Source organism: Halostella limicola (genome assembly GCF_003675875.1).
Lineage (GTDB): Archaea > Halobacteriota > Halobacteria > Halobacteriales > Natronoarchaeaceae > Halostella > Halostella limicola.
Map to the genome: position 1 here is coordinate 346,992 of NZ_RCDI01000002.1, position 16,035 is coordinate 363,026.

Here is a 16,035-nt window from a genome sequence, read left to right on the forward strand (position 1 = left end):
GCATAGGTCTTCTGTCAGCCGGCCGCGCAGTTGTTCGGACCGAGTTCGAGTTCGAACGCCGTCTCGTCGTCCGCCGACTCGCGGCCGAGGTTGATCGCGACGATCCGCTCGTGGTTCGCCGGCGGGGCCGGCAGGTCCTCGGCGACGTGCGCCACGAACTCGTCCTCGGCCATCGAGAGCGCCGGTACCGACTCGCGCAGGTCGCCGACCGGCGCGGCGTAGGCGCCGCCGGTCCGGGGGCGCGCGTCGAGTTCGTAGTGTCCCGGCGCGACCAGCGTCTCGTCCGGGAGCGCCAGCAGCCGCTCGTGAATCGTGTCGTAGAGCGTGGCCGCGGCCGCTTCCGGGTCGGCGGTCGCCTCCAGATCCGGCCGGGCTACCGCGTCGAGAAAGAGGCTGTCGCCGGCGAGGACGGCGTCGTCGACGCGCAACGCCGTCATCTCCGATGTGTGACCGGGGGCATGCAGGGCCGACAGCGTCGCGTCGCCGAGGGCGAGGTCGTCGCCGTCGTCGAGCAGCGTCGCGTCGAACGCCAACCCTCGGTCCTCGGCACCCGACGGGAGGACCGGGTCGGCGTCGCTCCGCTCGGCGACGGCCCGGATCCCGCTCACGTGGTCCGCGTGGACGTGCGTGTCGACGGCGTACACCAGATCGAGGCCGCACTCGACCGCGTGCTCGACGTACCGGTCCGCGAACGCGCGGAGCGGGTCCACCACGGCCGCCCGTTCCCCGTCGTGTACCAGATAGCCCAGACAGCCGCTGGAGGAGCGCTGGTACTGGAGGACTGTCGCAGGGCCTCCGGTCGGGACCTCCGCGGCGAGGACGACGTTCGCCCACGCCTCCATCCCGCCTGCGAGGTTCACCGCGTCGACGCCCTCGCCGCGGAGCAGTTCGGCGGCGTAGTCGCTCGCCTCGCCGCGCCCGCAGACCGCCACTACCGGTTCGTCCAGCCCGTCGACCAGGTCGGCCGCGCCGCCGGTCACCTCTGCCTGAACGAAGCGGTTCTCGGGCACCTGCGTCGCCGTCACGTTCGGGCCGTCGACGCGCCAGGTTTCGAACTCGTCGCGGTCCCGCACGTCGACGACCGAGACGCGCTCGCCGGCCCGCAGTCGCTCCGCCAGTGCTCTCGGAGTGATCGCGTCGGCCTCGCTCATACGCCCCCTACGGCGAGCGACGGGATAAATCGACGCGGCGAGCGCGGGGACGCAAACGTTGAAGCGGGCTCCGGTAATAATTGCGGGCATGAACGCCGCGGAACTCCGCGAGGCCGTGGAGGCGGACAAGGAGACGGAGCTGAACCGCCTCGGGTCGTCGAAGCTCCTGATCGCCCTGACCGGCGCCGACCTGGAGGAGCGGCCGGTGCTCGAAGCCGCCGCCGACAGCGAACACAGCGCGGAGCGAACGTTCCGGGAGTGGGCCGCGGAGGAGTCCCACGACGCCGCGCGCGCCGCGTTCGAGGACGTGGCCGAGCAGGAGGCCGAGCACTACGAGCGCGTCGCGGAGCACCTGCCCGACGAGTACGAGCCCGCCGACGGCGGCGCGATGCACGCGTACCTGCGGGGGCGCGACGACGCGATCGGCCGCGTCGCCGCCGGGATGGTCGGCCGCCCGCTGGTCAGCGTGCGGACGCACACGCAGGTCGTCGCCTTCTTCGTCAACGAGGCCGACGAGCGCAAGGCGGACCTCTTTCGCGACCTCAAGACCGAGACCGAGGCCGTCGTCGACGACGGGCTGGCCCTGCTGGACGACCTCTGTGCCGACGCCGACGACTGGGAGCGCGCCTCCGCCGCGGCGGGCTACGTGATCCAGGTGGCGTACGACGACTACGCGGACGCGCTGACCGAACTCGGCGTCGACGTCAAGCCGCTCTGCTGACGGAGCCGTTCGTCCGGGAACCCGCCGCGCTCGTGCGTCGGCCGCACACGCCGCGGCCAACGTTAATCCCTCACGCTCGGTAGCCGTGGTATGGATCAGCACGCTCCTCGGCGGGGGTTTCTCGCCGCGACTGCCGCAGCCGCCGTCTCCGGGATCGCCGGTTGCGTCGGGAGCCTCGGCGGCCCGTCCGCCTCGGCTCCCGAGTCGCCGACCGGCGTCGAACCGCCGACGGGCGGGACGGAGCGGCCGATCGAGTACTCCGCGGACCACCTGTGCGAGAACGTGGTCTCCGGCGGCGTCTCGAAGGACGGTATCCCCGCTATCGACGAACCGCGGTTCGAGAGCGCCGACGCCGCGGACGACCGGCTCGACGGCGGCGACGTCGTGTTCGGCGTCGCCCGCGACGGCGAGGCGCGGGCCTACCCCAGTACGTGCTCGTCTACCACGAGATCGTCAACGATGCGGTCGGCGGGACGCCGGTCAGCGTCACGTACTGTCCGCTCACCGGCACCGCGCAGGGGTTCGAGCGCGGGGAGACGACGTTCGGCGTTTCCGGCGACCTGCTCAACAGCAACCTCGTGATGTACGATCGCGGCACCGACAGCAGGTGGCCGCAGATGCTCGCGACCGCGATAGAGGGCGACCTCGCCGGCGAGACGCTCCGGGAGTTCCCCCTCCACTGGACGACCTGGGAGCGATGGCGCGAGGCCCACCCGGAGACGGCGGTGCTGACCGAGGACACCGGCCACGTCCGCGACTACGGCTCCGATCCCTACGGCGGGTACGATCCGCGCCGGGGGTACTACGCGGACGACGGCACCATGTTCGCGCCGCTGTCGGCGGACGACCGTCTGAACGACAAGACCGTCGTCGTCGGCGCGCGGGCGGCCGAGGGCGCCGTCGCGGTGGAGAAAACTGCGCTCCGCGACGACGGCGTGGTCGACGCGCCCGCCGGCGACGCCCGGTTCCTCGCCGTCCACGACCCGGCGCTGGACGTCGCCCGCGTGTACCGGAACCCGGAGAACCGGACGTTCCGGTCCGACGGGGGCGGCGTCGTCGACGCGGACGGCGAGCGCCGCGACCCCGCGGACCTCCCGCTGCCGGGGATGCTCTCGTTCGACGCCATGTGGTTCGCCTGGGCGGGCTTTTACCCCTCGACCGAACTCTATGACTGATCCCGTCAGGCACACGGCGTCGGTGCTCCGCAGGGGGCTGCGCCGCCGCGACGGCGCGCTCGTCGCCGCCGCGTCGGGGACCGGCTATCTCGCCGCCTATCTGTTCGCGCTGGGCGACCTAGTCGTCCGGCGCGGGGTCGGCACCGGTCTCGTCGTCGCCCGTGACCCGCTCGCGGCCGCGGTCCGCCGCGTCGGCCCCGCCGCGTTCGAGGCGGTGGCGCTTGTGGACCTGTACCACGTCCGCCTCCTGTTCTCGCCCGGGAACGTCCTCGTCGGCGGCGCGCTCGCCGCGCTGGTCGGTGCGAACCTCGCGCTGACGTACCTGGCGCTGACGCAGCCCGAGGCCTGCGGCCCGAGCGCCACCGCCGGTATCGCCGCGGCGGTGCCCGCCCTGCTCTCCGGGACGGCGTGTTGCGGTCCCGTGGTCCTCCTCCTGTTCGGCGTCCAGGCGAGCGGCCTCCTGCTGACTGCCTTCGCCTGGCTGGTGCCGGTGGGCGTCGTCTTCCTCCTCGGAACCCTCGTCCTCGTCGCCCGGCGCGTCGACCCCGCCGTCTGGGACCGGCCCGCAACGTAAAAGGCTGGACGGCGGAGCCACGCCCGGGGGAACGCTATGGCAGAAGACGACGAGAACCGACAGCGCGAGATGGAGGCAGAGCGCGAGAAAGAGACCGAGCAGGAACTGGAGCGGATCGACGAGGACGAGGAAGGCGACCGCACCGACGACGCCGCGCAGGAAGAGCAACAGGAGATGCCGAACGAGCAACAGCGAGAGGAGTGGGAGAAAGGCGAGGAGTCGCCGCCCGATGACGTCGACGAGAAGATGGACGAGAACTAGCCCGTGAGCGTCGGGTGCCCGATAGCACGCTCAAGTGAAACATCTTTTTCATATTATTGGTAAAATATATTATGTACACGAATAACGGTACAGAGTCAGAAAAGTCTGTTATATAGTATTGTATACTACATTGTTATTCCAAATTTTCCATCAATTATATCCATCCGTCTAAACCACACCACGAGTGGGTGATTCACACTTGGCAATCGAGTTCGCACACAGTCCCCTGCTGACGTTCGTCGTGGGGCTGATAGCGGTCATACTGCTGCTAGTGGTATTGGACCTACCGGCGTTCGTCGGTCTGATCATCGCCGCGTTCCTCGTCGGCGTGGTCAACGCGGTGTTCGTGCCCGACTTCGCCCCGGGCGAAGCCGCGACGGCGACGGCGGAAGCCTTCGGCGCGGGGATGGCCGGCATCGGGATCCCGATCCTGATGGCGGCGATCATCGGGAAGTCGATGCTGGAAAGCGGCGCGGCACAGCGGATCGTCCGCGGCTTCCAGAACGTTCTCGGCGAAGGGAACGCCGACATCGCGCTGTGGGGTAGCAGTTCGGTACTCGCTATCCCCGTCTTCTTCGACAGCGTCTTCTACCTGCTGGCGCCGCTCGCGCGGTCGATGCGGGCCAGAGTCGGCAAGAACTACACGCTCTTCATCGTCGTGGTCGGGGCCGGCGGCGCGACGACGCACGTGTTCGTCCCGCCGACGCCCGGGCCGCTCGCGGTCGCCGACCAGGTCGGATCGAACCTCGGGATGACGATCCTCATCGGCATCGCGACGGCGCTCCCGGCGGCGACCATGGCGGGGCTCGTCTACGGTCGCTGGATCAACAAGCGTCTGGACATCCCGCTCCGGGACGCGATGTCGACGACGACCGAGGAGCTACAGGAGGTCGCCGACCGCGACACCAGCACCCTCCCGGGCGTCCTCGAATCCGCAGCGCCCATCATCCTGGCCGTGGTGCTGGTCGCCTCGCTCACGGTCGTCAACACCTTTCAGGAAGTGTATCCGGTCCTCGAGTCGATCCAGCCGTACGTCGCCTTCATCGGCGACAAGAACGTCGCGCTCACCATCGCGGCGCTGGCGGCGGCGTGGACGTACTTCCGCTACAGCGCCCTCGACCGCGAGGCCTGGACCGAGGAGCTCACCGAGGCCCTGAAAAGCGGCGGGAACATCGCCGCGATCACCGCGGCCGGCGGCGCGTTCGGCGCGCTGCTCGCCGCGTCGGGCATCGGCGACTACATCACCGGCGCGCTGGGCGATCTCGGTATCCCGCTGCTCGTCAGCGCGTGGCTCATCGCCGCCATCGTCCGGATCGCGCAGGGGTCGGCGACGGCCGCGATGCTCACCACCGCGGGCATCATGGCCCCGCAAGTGCCCGAACTCGCCGTCCACCCGGCCTACCTCGTGATGGCCATCGGCGCGGGCGGCAACATCTTCTCGTGGTACAACGACAGCGGCTTCTGGCTGGTCAAGGAGATCGGCGGCCTCACGCAGGCCGAGACGCTCAAGACCTGGACCGTTCTCACGACGATCATCTCGGTTACCGGGATCGTGACGACGCTGGTCCTGTCGGCGGTCCTCCCGCTGGCCTGACAGCCGACCGCTCGTTTTTTCGCCGCGGCCGACGCCCCTCAGCCGTCGCCCGGAAACGCCATGGTGGAGAGCAGCGCGTTCTCCGCCTGCCGGGAGTCGAGCCGCGTGTGCTGACAGACGACCGGTACGTCGGCCTCGACGACGCTCGCGAACCCCTCTCCTCGCGGTATTTCGGGGTCCTCCAGGTCGTTGAACTGGATGTGTTCGGTGCGTTCCGGCTCGACGGTCCGCTCGTACGGTCCGACCGGGTCCCGGTCCGAGAAGTAGACGGTGATCTCGATATGCGCCGGTTCGTCCGTCGCGTTGAGGACGCAGACGGTCTCGTGGCTGACCAGTTCCGGTTTCGGCGCGGTGCTCTCGGCCGGGATGTACCCCTCGGGGATCGCCCACTGCTGCTTTCCGATCACGGGTGTTCACCCGTTCGGGGGTCCACGATCCGGGCAATAAACCTCCGGAACTGACAGCGGGCGACGGGGACGACGGGCGCGAAAAGTCGGGTCGAAGGGGATGACAGCAGCGAAGCGCCGGATGATCCGGCTTACGCCTCGTCGAACGAGTCGAATCGGAGATTCGCCAGCTCGATCCGGCTCATGCCGGCTCGATCCGGCGTGAGCCGGATCGAACGCCGCGGAGCCAAGCTCCGCGAGTTTGACTTCGGCTTACGCCTCGTCAAACGAGTCGAATCGAAGATTCGCGGGCTCGATCCGGCTCACGCCGGATCGAACAGCTCCTCGCCCTCGACCATGTGCTCCTCGACCGCGTCCATGTCGAGGGTCAGGCCGAGGCCGGGCTCCTCGGGGATCTCGATGTAGCCGTCCTCGATGACCGTCTCCTCGACTAAGTCCTCCCACCAGCCGAGCTCGTAGCTGTGGTACTCCACCGCCAGCGAGTTGGGGATGGCCGTGCCGACGTGGGCCGAGGCCATCGTCGCGATCGGGGAGGAGACGTTGTGCATCGCGACCGGGATGTAGTACTGGTTGGCGGCGTCGGCGATCTTTCGGGTCTCGCGCATGCCGCCGACCTTCGGCAGGTCGGGGGCGATGATGTCGACCGCCTGGTTCTCGATGAGGCGGCGCTCCTCGGTGACGCGGTAGCGGTTCTCGCCGACGGTGATCGGGGTCGACGTGGACTTCGTCACTTCCTCCTGCACGTCGAGGTTCTCCGGCGGGACGGGGTCTTCGAGCCACCAGACGTCGTACTCCTCGATCGCCTCGGCCAGCCGCTTCGCGGACCCGCCCGAGAACGTCCAGTGACAGTCGAACGCGACGTCGGCGCGGTCCTTGACACGCTCGGTGACCTTCTCGACGATCTCGGCCTTGTGGCGGATCTCGCCGGGACGGAGGTGGCGGTTGGCGCGGTCCTTCTCGAAGCCGCTCGGGACGTCGAGGTCGAACTTCAGGGCGTCGTAGCCCAGCTCCTCGACGACGCGCTCGGCCTCGTCCGCGCAGGCGTCGGGGTCCGCCTCGTCTTCCGTGTGACAGTCGCAGTAGACGCGTACCTGGTCGCGGTACTTACCGCCGAGCAGCTGGTAGGCCGGCACCTCCAGGATCTTGCCGGCAAGGTCGTGCAGCGCGACCTCGATCCCGGCGATGGCGGTGACGGTGACGCCCTCGACGGAGCCCTCGCCGGACATCTTCTGGATCAGGTGCTCGTAGAGCCGGTCGATGTCGAGCGGGTTCTCGCCGATGACGAACGGCTTCATCCGCTGGATGAGCTCGGGGACGCCCGCGCCCCAGTACGCCTCGCCGGTGCCGACGACGCCGGCGTCGGTGTAGATGCGCACCAGCGTCCACGGGAAGTTCCCGTCGATCATCGTCGTCTGGACGTCGGTGATCTCGACGTCGCGACCGCCGCCGCGCTCGCGCGTGACGCCCATCGTCTCTTTCGATAGCTCCCGCATCGTATACTCCGCGTTCGGATCGTGCAGGTCCGAGTAATCGACTCCCATGGTACCCCGTTTACTCACCCCACAGTAAAGCTTTGAGATACCGTTCGGGGGAGTTAACTAACGAAAATGAAAGATAGCGCCGCCGACGCTACCGTTCTCGATCGCCGTTGAGCGCGGCGAGGCGGTTCAGCGCGTACACGGCGCGGAGCATCTCCGCGCTCTTGCCGCGGTCGAAGACGAGTTCGTCCGTCGAGAGGACGTGGTCGAGCGTGTCGCGGGAGGCGTGGTCCGGCGCGGCGGCGATGCCGGCGTCGTTCTCGGCGACCCACTCCATCACGCGGAGGTCGCTCTTGCTGTCGCCCATCACCAGTGCGAAGGGGTCGTCGATGCCGAGCACGTCGAAGGCGGCCTCGACGCCGACGACCTTGTTCAGTTCGAGGCTACCGATCTCGGCGGCGTCGGCCTCGTAGTAGGCCACGTCGACGCGCTCGAACACGTCCGCGACGGGCCCGGGGACAGCGTCGGCTCCGGCCTCCGGGAACTCCCCGCGCTGCTCGAGGACGCCGCGGATCTCCGGGTCCTGCGCGGCGTAGTACGCGCGGGCCCACTCCCCCGCCTCGTCCGCGTCGGCGTCGGCCCCGTCGACCTCGCCGGCGACCGCTTCGCCGAGCAGGTCGAGTTCGTACACGAGGCCCTCGTCGATGACCTCCTTCGCCCGGTCGCTCCCGACCTCGAAGTTCGGCTTGAGCGTGACGTTGAACTCGTTGCCCTGCAGGTGACAGCCGTGCCGGAGGTTCTCGGGCGCCTCGGGGAGTATCCGGGAGCGGATCTCGTCGAAGACTGAGACGATCTCGCTCTCCAAGTTCTCGTACAGTAACTGCTTCGTGTCGGCCCCGTGGCCCGGCGTGAACACCCCGGTGCCCGCCTCGTACACGATGCTGAGGTTCCCGGAGTGGACGATCTCGCTGCCCAGCCCCTGTATCATGAACCCCTTCACGTTCTCCAAGGTCTGGCCGGTGCAGATGACGATCGGGACGCCGTCCTCGTGGAACTCGGTGAGCAGGTGGAGCGTGTCGCGGGGGATCTCGTTGTCGGTGCCGCCGGCGGAGCGCAGCGTCTCGTCGACGTCTAGCACGAGCACGTTCACCGATCGGCCGTGCTTCGCGTGCAGGTCGAGTGCCGTGAACGCCTGGTCTCGGCTGGCGTGCGCGGCGATCTCCGCGAACGTCTCGCCCGCGGCGAACGCCTCGCGGATCTCCTCTTTCCGGTCGTGGAGCTCGTCGCTCGCGTTCTGCCAGTGCTCGAGCGCCACGCGGGAGTCCACCGGCGGGAACACGTCGACGAACTCCTGATAGTCCCGGAGCGTCGCCGCGTCGAAGTCGTCGTACAGCCGATACAGGAGGTCGTACCGTTCCATACGTGATCGCGGTCCGGTAGCGGCATAAACGTGCCCGAACCCGCAACGCCCGCGTTCACCGGGGCGACGGCGGTCAAGCGCCGATGGGGCGGAAAGTACTGCGGCAATCTTTACTCGAAATAGAATAAATCTTTTTCGTCCCGGGGTGCGTTGCCATGCCCATGAAAGCTGTCGCAGTCCGCAAAGGCGAGGAGAGACCCGCGGTCATCGAGAAGCCGAAACCCGAACCGGGCCCCGGAGAAGCGCTCGTGAAGACGCTCCGCGTCGGCGTCGACGGCACCGACCACGAGGTGATCAGCGGCGCGCACGGCGGGTTCCCGGAGGGGGAGGACCACATCGTGCTCGGCCACGAGGCGGTCGGCGTCGTCGTCGACCCGAACGGCACCGACCTGTCCGAGGGCGACGTCGTCGCCCCGACGGTCCGACGCGCGCCCAACGGCGGCAACGAGTACTTCGAGCGCGGCGAGCCCGACATGGCCCCGAGCGGCGAGTACCACGAGCGGGGCATCGTCGGCGCGCACGGGTTCATGTCCGAGTTCTTCGTCAGTCCGGCGGAGTACCTCGTCCCCGTCCCCGACGACCTGGCGGAGCTCGGGTTCCTCGTCGAACCGGTGAGCATCACCGAGAAGGCGCTCGAACACGCCTACGCCGCCCGGTCGGCGTTCGACTGGAACCCGGAGTCGGCGCTGGTGCTGGGCAACGGGAGCCTCGGCCTGCTGACGCTGGCGATGTTCGAGCACGGCGAGGAGTTCGACCGCACGTACTGCCTCGGTCGCCGCGACCGGCCGGACCCCACCATCGACCTCATCGAGGAGCTCGGCGCGACGTACGTCGACTCCCGGCGCACGCCCGTCGACGAGGTGTCCGAGGCCCACGAGGGGATGGACCTGGTGTACGAGGCGACCGGGTACGCGAAACACGCCTTCCAGACGGTCGAGGCGCTCGCGCCCAACGGCGTCGGCGCGCTGCTCGGCGTCCCCGACTCCTGGGAGTTCGAGGTCGACGGCGGCGACCTCCACAACGAGTTCGTCCTCCACAACAAGGCGCTGGTCGGGAGCGTCAACTCCCACGTGAAACACTTCGAGGCCGCGGTGGAGACGATCCGCGATCTCCCCGACTGGTTCCTCGACGACCTGGTCACTGGCGTCCACGGGCTCGACGAACTCGACCGCGCGTTTGACGACGACGACACGACTATAAAAACGGCGGTCGAATTTACCGCACATGAAAAACGTTGACGACCTCATCGAATCGGCGGCGGAGCTCGCCGAGCGGGGCCTGTCGAAAGGCGAGATAGCGGACGAACTCAACGTCTCCCGGGAAACGGCGAGCTGGCTCGTCGAGCGGAGCGGCACGTCCCCCAGCGCGACCGCGACGCCGAGCGAACCCCCCGCGGGCGGCCCCCACGACATCCACGTCGACTGGAGCGCCATCGGCCGGGACAGCAAGCGCCTCGGCGCGGTCGGGTCGGCGATGGCGGACCTGCTCGCCAAGCAGGGCGAGGAGGTCGATCTCACGATCGGCATCGAGAAGGCCGGCGCGCCGCTCGCGACGACGGTGGCCCGCGAACTCGACACGGACCTCGGGACGTACGCCCCCCGCAAGCACCAGTGGGAGGAGGGCGACATCGAAGACCTCGGCGGCACCTTCTCGCGGAACTTCGCGCAGATCCGCGACCGCGAGTGCTACGTCGTCGACGACACCATCACCAGCGGCACGACGATGACCGAGACCATCGAGGCGATCCGGGAACAGGGCGGTGAACCCGTCGCCTGCGGCGTCCTCGCGGACAAGCAGGGCGTCGAGGAGATCGACGGCGTCCCCGTCTACTCGCTGGTGCAGGTCATCCGCGTCGGGTCCGACGAGGAGTGACGGTGACCCGCCGGGTGCGTCCGGCTGCCCGCCGACACGGCCGTGATACCGTACCGCACGGATCGGCCCGAACGGCATATTTTACACCCGGTACATCCGAATTAAATAGCAGTCCATATAAGCGCCGGAGTCGTAGTGTAGCCCAAGCAGTTAGCTGTTGGAGTACCCTCGAACATCATCACCAGATATGTCAAATAAAGTTTATCGACTCCACTCGACGCTCGAACTGCCACTCGAAACAGTCCACGACTTCTTCGAAGACGCCACCCTCCCGGGCGGGATCGAGGACATCGACATCACGCGGCGGAACAACACGCTGATCCTGAAAGCCGTCGCCCAGGACAAAAGCATCAGCAAGTACACGCCGACGGCTCAGCTGAAAGCGAGCGTGACCGAGAACAGGGTATACGAGGAAGAGCCCGAGGACCGCCGCACCGCCGGGCCGCAGTGGGGCGAGGAGGAAGAGGAGATTGAGTCGGAGCTCGTCGAGTACGCGGCGTTCAAGGGCGACCGCGAGACGGTCCTCCAGAACTCGACGCTCCAGTACGAGATGTTCGAGGTGCTCTGCGACATCGCGCGCCAGGCCGAGAAGGGGACGCTGACGGCCATCACCGTCGAGGACGACGAACTGGCGGCGACGCGGATCGTCGACGGCGAGGACCGGCCGGCGACGATAGAGGTGGTCGAGGGGCCCGGCGACGGCAACAAGGGCGAGAGCGGCGTCAACTGGCGCGACAACAAGTTCATCAGCGACTGACCGCCCTGCGACCGACTATCTGGTACCGCCGAACGGGAGGATCGGTCGACGCGGATCGGACGTGCGGACCCCGACCGAGACGACCGAACCGACGATCGTCACCGAACCGACATGGACGACCAGCGAACGGTCCGCGCGAGGTCCTGGACGCACGCCCAGGAGCTGCTGTACGAGGACTCGTGGAACCCGGCAATCAACCGGTTCCGGACCTCGTACGCCTACCGCGGCCACGCGAGCGCGGACGCCTACCTCCGTACCTCGCTGGCCCGCCTCGGGCCGGACGCGTCCCACGGCGCGGCGATAGAGGGGGACGTCCTGCGCAACTTCACGAAGTACGCCGGCGACAGGTCGCTGTCGTCCGCGTCCGTCTGGCGCCGGCTGTCGGTCGCGCAGCACCACGGGCTCCCGACCCGGCTCCTCGACTGGACGTTCTCGCCGCTCGTGGGGCTCCACTTCGCGACGGCGGACCTGGACCGGCTCGACGAGGACGGCGCGGTGTGGGTGGTCGACGTCGACGAGGCGGCCTCGAAGCTCCCGTCGGAGCTGCGCGACTCGCTCGACACGGCGCACGTGTTCACCACGGACGACCTGACGGAAAGTGCGGCCACGCTGGGGGAGTTCGACCGGCTGTTCGACGCGGCCGACGCGGACCCCGCCCCCGTCTTCTTCGAGCCGCCGTCACTCGACGAGCGGATCGTGAACCAGTTCGCGCTGTTCTCGGTCCTCCCGGGACCGGAGCGCCACCTCGGCGACTGGCTCCGCGACCACCCCGACTGCTACCGGAAGGTCGTGATCCCGAGCGACGTCAAGATGGAGATCCGCGACAAGCTCGACGCCGCAAACATCACCGAGCGGATGCTGTTCCCCGGTCTCGACGGGCTCGCGGACTGGCTGGAGCGATACTACACGCCCGTCGACGGGGACCAGGTGTCGGCGCCCGACAACGAGCACCAGGGGTCGCCGTCCGACCGCGAGAAGTGACGGAGCGGCCGTCCGGCGGCCCGCGCGGCTCGAACGGCCCGGATCCCGCGTTCGGCCGCCTCGGGGTCTGTGGCACGCTTTCACAAGGGTTTCACCCCCCGTTCGTCCATTAGACTTTTACCTCTCCTAATTATATCTCATTACACGATGTCAGCAGACTTCCCCGACTACGTGGACGTCGACTACAGCGACGGCGAGGGCGAGGACCCCGCCGACTACCCCTCGATCAACCACAAGATCGAGAAGGCCATCGAAGTCACGAAGGAGGGCCTCGAGCAGTACGACAACCCGGTCGTCATGTGGACCGGCGGCAAGGACTCGACGCTCACCCTCTACTTCGTCAAGGAGGTCGCGGACCGCTTCGACCTCGAAGTGCCCCCGGTCGTCTTCATCGACCACTACCAGCACTTCGACGAACTCATCGACTACGTCGACCACTGGGCCGACGAGTGGGACCTCGACGTCATCTGGGCGCGCAACGAGGACGTCGGCGAGTACGTCGACGAGAACGGCCTCGAACCCGGCGACGAGATCCCGATCGACGAGCTCTCGGAGCACAACCAGCACCACGTCCGCGACATCCTCGAGTACGAGGAGGACACGTTCCCGTTCCTGCTCGACACCTACGTCGGCAATCACCTGCTGAAGACCGTCGCGCTCAACGACGCCATCGAGGAACACGACGTCGACGGCATCCTCTCCGGCGTCCGCTGGGACGAGCAGGAGGCCCGCGCCGACGAGACGTTCTTCTCACCGCGTCACGATCCCGACATCTACCCCCCGCACGACCGCGTGCAGCCGATCCTCCAGTTCGACGAGCCCGCCGTCTGGGACGCGTTCTGGAACTTCGTCGTGCCGGACACCGTCGAGGAGTTCCCGGACGACGGCTACGTCCCGCAGGGCCAGGACGACCTGCCCGAGGGCGTCGAGAAGGAGGACGTGCCGGTGTCGCCGAAGTACTTCGCCGGGTTCCGCTCGCTGGGGAGCGAGGTCTCGACGGACAAGTCCGCCGAGGAGCCCGCCTGGCTGCAGGACATGGAGAACACGACCGAGCGCGCCGGCCGCGCCCAGGACAAGGAGGACCTGATGGAGCGCCTGCGCGACCTCGGTTACATGTAAGACGACCACTTTGGACGTTCGGGTCCGCGAAGCGGACCCTCACGCGAAACAGTTCGGCCAAAAACCCTCTGCGGCCTCGCGACGTTCGGCCGCGGTGAAACGGCGGCCTCACCGCCGTACGATCGCCGCGGCGAACCGCACTCACTTCGTTCGCGCGGACGCTTTTTCCGGCGGTTGATCGGGAACCGATAGCGTTCGCTCACCCGCTCGCCGAACGCGGCGGGCGCGTTCGCGCCAGCCCAGCGGTGAAAACCGCCGCGAGAGCCACACACTCCCCCCTCGGCGGGGGTGCGGTCTCGAAGAATCCGGTTACTGCTCGGTTTCGCGGGCGACGCCGTGGTCGACGGTGACCGTCTCCCACTCGTCGTCCGAGTGTGCCCCCTCGCGCTCGCGGGCGCTCGCCGCGACGCGGATGAACTCCGCGCCCTCGCGGGCCTCCTCGATGGTGTGGCCGCCGCAGTAGCTCAGGCCCGACCGGATGCCGGCGGCGAACTCCTCGGCCACGTCTCCGAGCGGGCCCTTGTACTCGGTGAGGCCCTCGACGCCCTCGTCGGCGTCGACGTCGACCTCCTTGTCCGTGCGGTCCTCGTTGGCGGCGGTCGTCGCCATGCCGCGGGAGCGCTTGTACTTGCGGCCGTCGACCTCGACGGTCTCGCCGGGCGCCTCCTCGGTGCCGGCGAAGAGGCTGCCCATCATCACGGCGTCCGCGCCCGCCATCAGTGCCTTCACGGCGTCGCCGGAGGAGCGGATACCGCCGTCCGCGATAGTGGTGATCCCGAGGTCGTCGGCGACCTCGGCGCAGTCGTCGACCGCCGTCAGCTGGGGGACGCCCGCGCCCGCCACCTTCCGCGTCGTGCAGTGCGACCCGGGACCGATGCCGACCTTCACGCAGTCCGCGCCCGCGCTGTAGAGGTCGCGGACGCCGTCCGGCGTGGCGACGTTGCCGACGACGAGGTCCACGTCGCCGAACTCCGTGCGGAGGCGGGAGACGGCGTCGAGACACGACTCCAGGTGGCCGTGGGCCACGTCGACCATCACGCAGTCGGCGCCCGCCTCGACGACGGCCTCGGTCCTGTCGAGGTAGTCCTCGTTGATGCCGACCGCCGCGCCGACGCGCTGGCCGGCCTCGGCGGCGGTCCGTACCTCCGCAGCCTGCTCCTCGATGCTCGCGAAGCGGTGGATCGTGCCGAAGCCGCCCACCTCGCCAAGCGCGACTGCCGCCGCCGACTCGGTGACGGTGTCCATCGGGGCCGACAGCAGCGGCGTTCCCAGTTCGAGGTCGTCCGTGAGACTGGTCGACAGATCGACGTCGGAGCGGCTCTCCACCGGCGACCGCTGGGGTACCAGCAACACGTCGCCGTACGAGAGTCCCGTTCTCAGGTCGTCCATACCGCCATCCACGTATCGGGCTTAGCGGCAAAAGCGTACCGATCGGGGACAGGGGTCCGCACAGCGGTTCGTTCCCTCTCAGTGCGCCGCGCGGTACCGACCGTGCGCGACGCCGATCCCCAGGCAGATCAGCCCGAACGCGACCATCGACGGCATCACCATCATCAGAACCGTTTCGGTCGTCATCATCGGCGCGGCGATCAGGCCGCCGACGCCGACCGCGATCAGTGCGACGAACGCGACCGCCGTCTTGGCGAGGTCGAGTTCCATACGCGTCGGTCTAGGGACGAGGAAACCGTAATAGTACCGAGATCGATCGGTCGCGCGGGGCCCTCACTCGGGGCGGATCAGGTCCGCGAGCGTCACCACGCTCCCGAGGACCCACCCCAGCGGCACGGCGATGCCGAACCACATGCCGACGTAGCCCAGCCCCCGCAGCGAGTACTGCGAGCGCAGGTACTCGTTGATCCCGCCGACGTACAGCACGTTGTCGAGGATCCAGATGGCCAGCGACTCGCTCTGGGGGAAGACGGCGTTCGCGAGCGTCGGCGAGTACAGCGCCGCGACGACCGGCGGCAGGAATATCGCGGTCGTGCCGAACGGGTAGCCGAGCAGCACCGTCGTCGCGCGGCCGCCGACGCGGGAGAACACGACGGCGAGCGCGGCGGAGACGGTGGCGACGACGCCGGCGGCGCCCACCGCGAGGAAGCCCGCGAACGAGAACCGCAGTCTCGCGAACAGCGTGAGCGCGCCCCAGAGGACGACGGAGACGGCGACGACGCCGAGGATGCCGATCCGCGTCGCCGTGCCGTCGAACTTGCGCGCGTAGAACCGGGTCATGACGCCGAACAGCGCGAGCGGGTAGAGAAGCGCGACGACGAGCGCCCCGATCGCGCCCCAGAGTCGGTAGCCGATCCACCCCGTCGTCGTGTTCGGCGTCCACTTGCCGAGGACGGAGTGGGCGGACTCGCGCTGTCGCGGGAAGACCAGTTCCATCCAGGTCTCGTGTAACCGCCGCAGGTCGACCGCTATCGCGCCGAAGAGACCGCCGCTCCTAGACCTGGTAGCCATACAGGCATAGACACGATAACCCGGTTTCAGTTTTCCGGCCCTACCGCGGCGTTGGACTGCAGTTC

Annotated in this window: 16 protein-coding genes and 1 pseudogene; 10 read left to right on the plus strand and 7 right to left on the minus strand. The window is 68.4% G+C overall.

Annotated features, from left to right (window positions below; translation table 11 throughout):
* Nucleotides 1-14: 14 nt before the first annotated feature.
* A complete protein-coding gene (locus D8670_RS09805) occupies nucleotides 15-1,151 on the minus strand; it encodes an MBL fold metallo-hydrolase (RefSeq protein WP_121817931.1) in 1,137 nt (378 codons plus the stop codon).
* 88 nt (nucleotides 1,152-1,239) lie between these two features.
* Between D8670_RS09805 and D8670_RS09810 the strand changes: the two genes are divergently transcribed.
* The 5 genes and pseudogenes from D8670_RS09810 to D8670_RS09830 all read left to right on the plus strand — a co-directional run bounded on the left by D8670_RS09810 (nucleotide 1,240) and on the right by D8670_RS09830 (nucleotide 5,476).
* Nucleotides 1,240-1,872, plus strand: coding sequence for a rubrerythrin family protein (locus tag D8670_RS09810; RefSeq protein ID WP_121817932.1), 633 nt, complete (start codon nucleotides 1,240-1,242; stop codon nucleotides 1,870-1,872).
* A gap of 90 nt (nucleotides 1,873-1,962) precedes the next feature.
* Nucleotides 1,963-3,047, plus strand: a pseudogene (locus D8670_RS09815) (DUF3179 domain-containing protein).
* On the plus strand, nucleotides 3,040-3,621 hold the full coding sequence (locus tag D8670_RS09820; RefSeq protein ID WP_121817933.1) for a hypothetical protein: 582 nt from the start codon (nucleotides 3,040-3,042) through the stop codon (nucleotides 3,619-3,621). The pseudogene D8670_RS09815 and the gene D8670_RS09820 overlap by 8 nt, the downstream one beginning before the upstream one ends.
* Nucleotides 3,622-3,657: 36 nt before the next feature.
* A complete protein-coding gene (locus D8670_RS09825) occupies nucleotides 3,658-3,882 on the plus strand; it encodes a hypothetical protein (protein ID WP_121817934.1) in 225 nt (74 codons plus the stop codon).
* Between the two features lie 199 nt (nucleotides 3,883-4,081).
* A complete protein-coding gene (locus D8670_RS09830; RefSeq protein WP_121817935.1) occupies nucleotides 4,082-5,476 on the plus strand; it encodes a GntP family permease in 1,395 nt (464 codons plus the stop codon).
* Between the two features lie 38 nt (nucleotides 5,477-5,514).
* Here D8670_RS09830 and D8670_RS09835 read toward each other — a convergent pair whose 3' ends face one another.
* The 3 genes from D8670_RS09835 to D8670_RS09845 all read right to left on the minus strand — a co-directional run bounded on the left by D8670_RS09835 (nucleotide 5,515) and on the right by D8670_RS09845 (nucleotide 8,781).
* Entirely contained in the window at nucleotides 5,515-5,883 is a 369-nt protein-coding gene (locus D8670_RS09835; RefSeq protein WP_121817936.1) for a sensory rhodopsin transducer, read from the minus strand.
* A 302-nt stretch (nucleotides 5,884-6,185) separates the two neighbouring features.
* A complete protein-coding gene (locus D8670_RS09840; protein WP_121817937.1) occupies nucleotides 6,186-7,424 on the minus strand; it encodes a mandelate racemase/muconate lactonizing enzyme family protein in 1,239 nt (412 codons plus the stop codon).
* 88 nt (nucleotides 7,425-7,512) lie between these two features.
* Nucleotides 7,513-8,781: an HAD family hydrolase gene (locus D8670_RS09845; RefSeq protein ID WP_121817938.1), complete on the minus strand. Its 1,269-nt coding sequence runs from the start codon at nucleotides 8,779-8,781 to the stop codon at nucleotides 7,513-7,515.
* A gap of 161 nt (nucleotides 8,782-8,942) precedes the next feature.
* Between D8670_RS09845 and D8670_RS09850 the strand changes: the two genes are divergently transcribed.
* The 5 genes from D8670_RS09850 (at nucleotide 8,943) to D8670_RS09870 (ending at nucleotide 13,510) form a co-directional block, all read left to right on the plus strand.
* Entirely contained in the window at nucleotides 8,943-10,019 is a 1,077-nt protein-coding gene (locus D8670_RS09850; protein ID WP_121817939.1) for a glucose 1-dehydrogenase, read from the plus strand.
* Nucleotides 10,006-10,653 carry a transcriptional regulator GfcR gene (gene gfcR, locus D8670_RS09855; protein WP_121817940.1) on the plus strand — a complete coding sequence of 216 codons (648 nt, stop codon included), beginning with the start codon at nucleotides 10,006-10,008 and terminating at the stop codon, nucleotides 10,651-10,653. The genes D8670_RS09850 and gfcR overlap by 14 nt, the downstream gene beginning before the upstream one ends.
* Nucleotides 10,654-10,840: 187 nt before the next feature.
* Complete coding sequence (locus D8670_RS09860) at nucleotides 10,841-11,410, plus strand: DUF7110 family protein (RefSeq protein ID WP_121817941.1); 570 nt, start codon at nucleotides 10,841-10,843, stop codon at nucleotides 11,408-11,410.
* Nucleotides 11,411-11,521: 111 nt separating this feature from the next.
* Nucleotides 11,522-12,391: an FRG domain-containing protein gene (locus D8670_RS09865; protein WP_121817942.1), complete on the plus strand. Its 870-nt coding sequence runs from the start codon at nucleotides 11,522-11,524 to the stop codon at nucleotides 12,389-12,391.
* Between the two features lie 147 nt (nucleotides 12,392-12,538).
* Nucleotides 12,539-13,510 carry a phosphoadenosine phosphosulfate reductase family protein gene (locus D8670_RS09870; protein WP_121817943.1) on the plus strand — a complete coding sequence of 324 codons (972 nt, stop codon included), beginning with the start codon at nucleotides 12,539-12,541 and terminating at the stop codon, nucleotides 13,508-13,510.
* Between the two features lie 309 nt (nucleotides 13,511-13,819).
* On the opposite strand, the gene D8670_RS09875 is transcribed toward D8670_RS09870, so the two are convergent.
* From D8670_RS09875 to D8670_RS09885, 3 genes are all read right to left on the minus strand, one after another.
* Nucleotides 13,820-14,899 (minus strand): guanosine monophosphate reductase, encoded by a 1,080-nt coding sequence (locus tag D8670_RS09875; RefSeq protein WP_121817944.1) that lies wholly within the window; start codon nucleotides 14,897-14,899, stop codon nucleotides 13,820-13,822.
* Between the two features lie 78 nt (nucleotides 14,900-14,977).
* The gene (locus tag D8670_RS09880) at nucleotides 14,978-15,169 is read right to left on the minus strand and encodes a DUF7333 family protein (RefSeq protein WP_121817945.1); all 192 of its coding nucleotides are present in this window, start codon (nucleotides 15,167-15,169) and stop codon (nucleotides 14,978-14,980) included.
* Nucleotides 15,170-15,232: 63 nt separating this feature from the next.
* Nucleotides 15,233-15,970, minus strand: a complete 738-nt coding sequence (locus D8670_RS09885; RefSeq protein WP_121817946.1) for a hypothetical protein — start codon at nucleotides 15,968-15,970, stop codon at nucleotides 15,233-15,235.
* Nucleotides 15,971-16,035: the final 65 nt, after the last annotated feature.

Excerpts from the sequence above, each read along its gene's own strand:
- D8670_RS09805 (WP_121817931.1), bottom strand. The coding sequence starts at position 1,151 with ATGAGCGAGGCCGACGCGATCACTCCGAGAGCACTGGCGGAGCGACTG.
- D8670_RS09810 (WP_121817932.1), top strand. The coding sequence starts at position 1,240 with ATGAACGCCGCGGAACTCCGCGAGGCCGTGGAGGCGGACAAGGAGACG.
- D8670_RS09820 (WP_121817933.1), top strand. The coding sequence starts at position 3,040 with ATGACTGATCCCGTCAGGCACACGGCGTCGGTGCTCCGCAGGGGGCTG.
- D8670_RS09825 (WP_121817934.1), top strand. The coding sequence starts at position 3,658 with ATGGCAGAAGACGACGAGAACCGACAGCGCGAGATGGAGGCAGAGCGC.
- D8670_RS09840 (WP_121817937.1), bottom strand. The coding sequence starts at position 7,424 with ATGGGAGTCGATTACTCGGACCTGCACGATCCGAACGCGGAGTATACG.
- D8670_RS09845 (WP_121817938.1), bottom strand. The coding sequence starts at position 8,781 with ATGGAACGGTACGACCTCCTGTATCGGCTGTACGACGACTTCGACGCG.
- D8670_RS09850 (WP_121817939.1), top strand. The coding sequence starts at position 8,943 with ATGAAAGCTGTCGCAGTCCGCAAAGGCGAGGAGAGACCCGCGGTCATC.
- gfcR (WP_121817940.1), top strand. The coding sequence starts at position 10,006 with ATGAAAAACGTTGACGACCTCATCGAATCGGCGGCGGAGCTCGCCGAG.
- D8670_RS09860 (WP_121817941.1), top strand. The coding sequence starts at position 10,841 with ATGTCAAATAAAGTTTATCGACTCCACTCGACGCTCGAACTGCCACTC.
- D8670_RS09865 (WP_121817942.1), top strand. The coding sequence starts at position 11,522 with ATGGACGACCAGCGAACGGTCCGCGCGAGGTCCTGGACGCACGCCCAG.
- D8670_RS09870 (WP_121817943.1), top strand. The coding sequence starts at position 12,539 with ATGTCAGCAGACTTCCCCGACTACGTGGACGTCGACTACAGCGACGGC.
- D8670_RS09875 (WP_121817944.1), bottom strand. The coding sequence starts at position 14,899 with ATGGACGACCTGAGAACGGGACTCTCGTACGGCGACGTGTTGCTGGTA.
- D8670_RS09880 (WP_121817945.1), bottom strand. The coding sequence starts at position 15,169 with ATGGAACTCGACCTCGCCAAGACGGCGGTCGCGTTCGTCGCACTGATC.
- D8670_RS09885 (WP_121817946.1), bottom strand. The coding sequence starts at position 15,970 with ATGGCTACCAGGTCTAGGAGCGGCGGTCTCTTCGGCGCGATAGCGGTC.